The sequence below is a fragment of the Acetobacter sp. genome (genome assembly GCF_047723915.1).
GTDB lineage: Bacteria > Pseudomonadota > Alphaproteobacteria > Acetobacterales > Acetobacteraceae > Acetobacter.
In genome coordinates, this window is record NZ_JBDOBQ010000020.1 from 49,366 (window position 1) to 55,713 (window position 6,348).

Genomic DNA, 6,348 nt, shown 5'->3' on the forward strand with positions numbered 1-6,348 from the left:
CACAGCCCCAGTCACACGCCCGGTCACGCGCCCGGTCAAAGATCCTGCCACAGATCCTGCCCTGACCGCCTTACTGCCGGGGGCTGTCGCCCTGGCCGTCCGGCAGGGCGTAGGCCACCACGTAATCTCCCAGCTTGGTGCCGAAGGAACCATGCCCCCCATCGGCTGTGACCACATACTGGCGACCGTTCTGTTCATACGTCATGGGGGTGGACTGGCCGCCCGCCGGCAGGCGGTCCTGCCAGATCTGCCGCCCGGTCGTAACGTCGTAGGCGCGAATGTAATAATCCGCCGTGGATGTCAGGAACGCCACCCCGCCTGCGGTGACGATAGGCCCACCCAATGAGGGAATGCCCAGTCTGAAGCCGAACGGCAGGGGTGAACTGTCGCGCGTGGTGCCGTTGCGGTGCATCCAGATAATGCGGTTGGTCCTGAGATCGATCCCCGCCACATAGCCCCAGCCCGGCTTTTTGCACGGAATACCCAGAGGCGACAGGAACGGATGCAGGTCCACCCCGAACGGCGTGCCATATTGCGGCTGCACCCCCGTTTCCGTGCCCGATGGCGCGCCATTGGCCGGTGGCTGCGCCGGATTGCCCGGCCCGCGCGGCACCAGTCTGGACACAAAAGGAATGGCGATCGGGTTGGCAAAGGCCACCTGCCGCACGGGGTCAACCGCAAGCCCTCCCCATTCGAACATGCCAAGATTACCCGGAAAGACCAGCGTTCCCTGCTCGGATGGCGGGGTGAACGGCCCGTCGTAACGCATCTGCTTGAACATGATCCGGCAGACAAGCTGGTCCACCATGGTCGCGCCCCACATATCGGCATCTGTCAGTTTCTCGCGCGGGCGGAACGACAGGGCGGAATAAGGCTGCGTGGGGGACAGGTGGTCCCCGGCGGCGGCACCCTGGGGCACCGGCGTTTCGGGCGCGGGCACCAGCAGGTGGCCGTCCCGACGGTCCAGCACGAAAATATTGCCGGTCTTGGCCGGGGCATACAGTGCCGGTACCGTCGTGCCGTCAGGCCGGGTCACGTCCACCAGACTGGGCTGGGAGGGTACATCCATGTCCCACAGGTCATGATGAACGGTCTGATAGAACCAGACCTTGCGCCCCGTATCGGCATCGAGCGCGAGAATGCCCGAAGCGTAGCGTTCCTGATCGGGTGTGCGCGAACCACCCCAGATATCGGGCGTGGTCACACCGGTGGGAATGTAGATGATGTTCAGTTTCGCATCATACGCCGAGGTGATCCACGAATTGGGAGAATTGGGCGTGTAATGATGCATGGCCGACGGCAACGCGTTCGGGTCGGGGTTGCCGGGATCGAACGCCCAGACAAGCTGCCCGCTATACAGGTCGTACCCCCGCGTAACCCCCGACGGTTCATGGGTGGAGAAATTATCCGTCACCGCCCCGGAAATGATCACCACTTTGCCCGTGACGACCGGCGGAGACGTCGGTTCGTAAAAGCCAGGCGTGCGCATGGGCATGCCTTCGGTCAGGTTCAACTCGCCCTGACTGCCAAAGGCTGAACACCGTGCCCCGGTCTGCGCATCCAGCGCGAAAAGCCGCCCGTCGTTGGTGGGCAGCAGAATGCGCTGCGCACAGCTATCCGGCGCGGTGACCCCATGCGCCACCGCCTGATCCAGCGGAGTTTCGACATAGGACACACCCCGGCACGTCATATGCTGGAATGTCGGATTATACGTAATTTTCGGGTCGAAGTGCCAGCGTTCCCGCCCGGTTGCGGCATCCAGCGCGAACAGTATCTGGTGGGGCGAACACAGATACAGCGTATTGCCCGCCTTGATGGGCGTAACCTCATCCGTGATTTCAACGGGGTCGTCCGGGCGCTTGAGATCGTGCGTGCGGAAAGTCCACGCCACCTTCAGCCCTCGCACATTGGCGGGCGTGATCTGCGCAAGCGGGGAATAACGGTCCCCCGCCTGGGTTCGACCGTAAGCGGGCCAGTCAGCCGCGGCCACGGGTGTTGCATCTCCGGGCAGCGCGACGGCCGCGTGGGTGGACTGTTCAGGGAGAGCGCCCGCAACATCCTGCGGGTCCTGGGTCAGGGCATAGCCATACACGCCCAGCGCGGCCACAATACCCAGGGCCAGAGGCGCGCGGTTCCAGGCCGATGCGGGAACGAGGCCACGGGTTACGAAGGGCAGCAGCAGCCACACACCCAGCGGCAGCACGATATCCCCGCGCGGGGCCAGCGCCCAGAAATCGAACCCGGCTTCGTGGACCGACCAGGCCAGAACCGCAAAAACCAGTGCGGCGTAAAGCCACAGCGCCTCACGCCGACGCTGCCATAACAGTGCCGCCGCCACAAGCAGGGCCAGACCGCTGCCCACATAGAACCCTGACCCACCCAGAGCGGCCAGCCACGCGCCGCCACCGCCAAGCACGAGCCCGAGAAGGGCCATGATGATGGCCGTTGCCTTGAGTAGAAAACCGGTCCGCTCAGATATCATGACGTTTAAACCACTCATTTATGTCATAACAAAAAGGAATATCCATCATCTTATACAGCAAATGAATGTATTGTGCAGTCACTACATCGTTGCCGCCCGTACTCAACGTGACAGGGGGTGCGATAGTGCCGGATAGGCCCTGACAGGGCGGATAATAAAAAACGCGGCCCGCACAAGCGGCACCGCGTTTTTTATTATCCGCAGGCAGAACTGCCTGCCCCCAGGGCGCGGACTTTCCCGATGGAAAGCCCGGCCGGGAAACTGCTCTCAGACGGAGTAGTACATTTCGAATTCGATGGGGTGCGGCGTGTGTTCGAAGCGATACACGTCGTCCCATTTCAGGGTGATGTAGCTCTCGATCTGGTCCTTGGTGAACACACCGCCAGCCAGCAGGAACTCGTGATCGGCGGCCAGGGCGTCCAGCGCTTCGCGCAGGGAGCCGCAGACAGTCGGGATCTGCTTGAGTTCTTCGGGCGGCAGGTCGTACAGATCCTTGTCCATGGCGTCGCCCGGGTGGATCTTGTTCTTGATACCGTCGATACCGGCCATCAGCATCGCGGCAAAGGACAGGTAGGGGTTGGCCGTCGGGTCGGGGAAACGCACTTCCACACGCTTGGCCTTGGGGCTGGTCGCGTAGGGAATACGACAGGACGCGGAACGGTTGCGGGCGGAATAGGCCAGCAGCACCGGCGCTTCGAAACCCGGGATCAGACGCTTGTAGGAATTGGTCGACGGGTTGGTGAAGGCGTTGAGCGCCTTGGCGTGCTTGATGATGCCGCCGATGTAATACAGCGCCGTATCGGACAGGTCGGCATAGCCATTGCCCGCGAAGGTCGGCTTGCCATCCTTCCAGATGGACTGGTGGACATGCATGCCCGAACCGTTGTCGCCATAGATCGGCTTGGGCATGAAGGTTGCCGTCTTGCCGTAGGAATGGGCGACGTTATGCACGCAGTATTTGTAGATCTGCATGAAGTCGGCCGAACGCACCAGCGTTTCGAACTTGGTGCCCAGTTCGTGCTGGGACTGCGCCACTTCGTGGTGGTGCTTTTCGATGGCCAGGCCCATTTCGCCCATGGTGGCCAGCATTTCGGCGCGCAGGTCGCTTTCGCTGTCCACGGGAGCAACGGGGAAATACCCGCCCTTCACGCCCGGACGGTGGCCCATATTGCCTTCGGGGTAGTCCTTCAGGGAGGCGTCGGGGCCTTCGATGCTGTCGAGCTGGAACTTGCCGTAGTTGGGGCCCGTGCCGAACTGGACGTTATCGAAAATGAAGAACTCGGCTTCGGGGCCGAAAAAGGCCGTGTCACCCAGACCGGAGGACCGCAGATACTGCTCGGCCAGCTTGGCGGTGGAGCGCGGGTCGCGGTTGTAGGGCTGCCCGGTGGACGGTTCGATGATGTCGCAGAACAGGATCAGCTGCGGACGGGCCGAGAACGGGTCCATGACCGCGGATGTCGGGTCGGGCAGCAGCACCATGTCGCTTTCATTGATGGCTTTCCAGCCGCCGATGGAAGAGCCGTCGAACATGAAGCCATCGGTGAAGCTGTCTTCCTCAACGGTGCTGACATGCTGGCATGTGTGGTGCCACTTGCCACGCGGGTCCGTAAAGCGCAGGTCCACCAGTTCGACCGAATGTTCCTGAATCAGGTCAAAAACCTTGGCGATCGCGGCAGCCTTGCTGTCCCCCGCCGAAGCTGTTTTCTTTACCATAATCTCTTCACCTACAAGCCAATCCACGCGCCGCACCCTGCGAAACGCGCTGTGTCGTCATACTGAACAAATCCGCGCCTGGAACCCCCGGTTGACCGGAGGGGATCAGATCGCGTCTTCCCCCCGTTCTCCCGTGCGGATTCGTACCACGTCATCCACCGGAATCACGAAAATCTTGCCATCCCCGATCCGGCCGGTCCGGGCCGCGGCCGAAATTGCCTCGACCGCGCGTTCCACCATGGGTGTCGGGCAGACTACCTCAATTTTCATTTTGGGCAAAAAATCAACGATGTATTCCGCGCCGCGATAAAGCTCCGTATGCCCCTTCTGCCGACCGAAACCCTTGGCCTCGATGACGGTAATGCCCTGCAGCCCGAGTTCATGAAGGGCTTCCTTCACTTCATCGAGCTTGAAAGGCTTGATAATGGCCTCGATTTTCTTCATCTCGCGTCGTCTGCACACCAGTTGCTGCGCCCGCCATGCGGGCCTGTCCTTTTTCCCCGCCACGCGCCCCGTCAGGGCCGCGCGGCCGGAATAGCCGCACACTTGCACGCCTTGCCTTTATGGGCAATCGGATAGAGACGAATTTGTATCGCACCCGTACACAGATCGCCGCATGCAGGCGGGCATGGACAATCCCTTGCAAAACGGCCATTCCTGCCCATTCCATTTCGCTGCATTCTGCTCTCCCCCGATAGACGGGCGCACAGGGCGAGTAAGGAAATTTTATTGTGACGAAACCCCTTAACCAGACTTTCGCCAACCTGCCCGTCACCATTTTCACGACCATGTCCGAACTGGCGCGCCAGCATGACGCCATCAATCTCGGCCAGGGCTTTCCCGACACGCAGGGCCCACAGGACATGGTGCAGCTTGCGGCCGACGCCCTGCTGGACGAACGCAACCAGTACGCACCGCTGACCGGCCTGCCCGAACTGCGCCATGCGGTGGCGGACGCCTGCGGGCGTTTTATGGGCATGACGGTATGCGCCGATTCGGAAGTGGTGGTGACATCGGGCGCGACAGAAGCGCTGGCGGCGGCTTTCCTCGCCCTGATCGAACCGGGGGACGAGGTGGTTCTGATAGAACCCCTGTATGACACCTATCTGCCCGTCATACGCCAGCTTGGCGGCATACCCCGCCTTGTCCGGCTGGAAGCCCCGGACTGGACCCTGCCCCGCGCGGCCCTGGAACAGGCGTTTTCGGACCGCACCAAGGTCATGGTACTGAACACGCCCATGAACCCCACGGGCAAGGTGTTCACACCTGACGAACTGGCATTTATCGCCCAGCTCCTGCGCCGCCACGACGCCTACGCCATCTGCGATGAAGTATACGAACACCTGGTGTTCGATAACGCGACCCATGTCAGCCTGATGTCCCTGCCCGACATGCGCGAGCGCTGCCTGCGCATTGGCAGCGCGGGCAAGAGTTTTTCCCTGACCGGGTGGAAGGTGGGGTACGTGGTGGCCGCGCCCGCGCTGGCATCCGTCGTGGCCAAGGCACACCAGAACCTGGTGTTCTCAACCCCGCCCAACCTGCAACGCGCCGTGGCCTTCGGGCTGAACAAGGATACGGACTATTTTGCCGAACTGGCGCGCGACATGGGACGCAAGCGCCAGATCCTGTCATCCGGACTGCAGGAGGCGGGCTTTGATGTCCTGCCCAGCCAGGGCAGCTATTTTGTCATGGCCGACATAACACCGCTGGCCAACGGCATGGACGACGTGGCGTTTTCACGCATGCTGAGCGAACAGGCCCGTGTCACCACAATCCCCGCCTCTGCCTTTTACGATGCACAGGGGGGTGAGCCACCGCGCAACCTCATCCGCTTCGCCTTTTGCAAGCGGGAGGAAATCCTGATCGAGGCCGTGCTGCGGATCAAGGCCTGGAAAAATGCCCGGACGTGATTTTTCTGCATGAAAAATCCATCTGCCGATTGACGGCCCAGGCTCTTTTCTCTAAACGTCCGCTTGCTGTGCGGCGGACGTAGCTCAGCTGGTAGAGCGCCGGTTTGTGGTACCGGTGGTCGCGGGTTCAAGTCCCGTCGTTCGCCCCAGCATTTTCCCCAGATCATCTCCTGTTTTACGGCATATGGCTGTGCCCTGTGCCCTGTGCCCTGTGCCCTGTGCCCTGTGCCCTGTGCCCTGTGC

The 6,348-nt window shown here is 61.8% G+C and carries 4 protein-coding genes and 1 tRNA gene; 2 read left to right on the forward strand and 3 right to left on the reverse strand.

Features of this window, described 5'->3' with window-relative positions:
* Positions 1–70: 70 nt before the first annotated feature.
* The 3 genes from ABF990_RS10985 to ABF990_RS10995 all read right to left on the reverse strand — a co-directional run bounded on the left by ABF990_RS10985 (position 71) and on the right by ABF990_RS10995 (position 4,639).
* Positions 71–2,482: a glucose/quinate/shikimate family membrane-bound PQQ-dependent dehydrogenase gene (locus tag ABF990_RS10985; protein WP_415500993.1), complete on the reverse strand. Its 2,412-nt coding sequence runs from the start codon at positions 2,480–2,482 to the stop codon at positions 71–73.
* A gap of 267 nt (positions 2,483–2,749) precedes the next feature.
* The gene (glnA, locus tag ABF990_RS10990) at positions 2,750–4,195 is read right to left on the reverse strand and encodes a type I glutamate--ammonia ligase (protein ID WP_415491825.1); all 1,446 of its coding nucleotides are present in this window, start codon (positions 4,193–4,195) and stop codon (positions 2,750–2,752) included.
* 105 nt (positions 4,196–4,300) lie between these two features.
* Positions 4,301–4,639 (reverse strand): P-II family nitrogen regulator, encoded by a 339-nt coding sequence (locus tag ABF990_RS10995; RefSeq protein ID WP_415491836.1) that lies wholly within the window; start codon positions 4,637–4,639, stop codon positions 4,301–4,303.
* Positions 4,640–4,926: 287 nt separating this feature from the next.
* On the opposite strand from ABF990_RS10995, the gene ABF990_RS11000 reads away from it, so the two are divergent.
* Both ABF990_RS11000 and ABF990_RS11005 read left to right on the forward strand, forming a co-directional pair.
* On the forward strand, positions 4,927–6,105 hold the full coding sequence (locus tag ABF990_RS11000; RefSeq protein ID WP_415491826.1) for an aminotransferase: 1,179 nt from the start codon (positions 4,927–4,929) through the stop codon (positions 6,103–6,105).
* 73 nt (positions 6,106–6,178) lie between these two features.
* Positions 6,179–6,254 (forward strand) — tRNA-His (locus ABF990_RS11005).
* Positions 6,255–6,348: the final 94 nt, after the last annotated feature.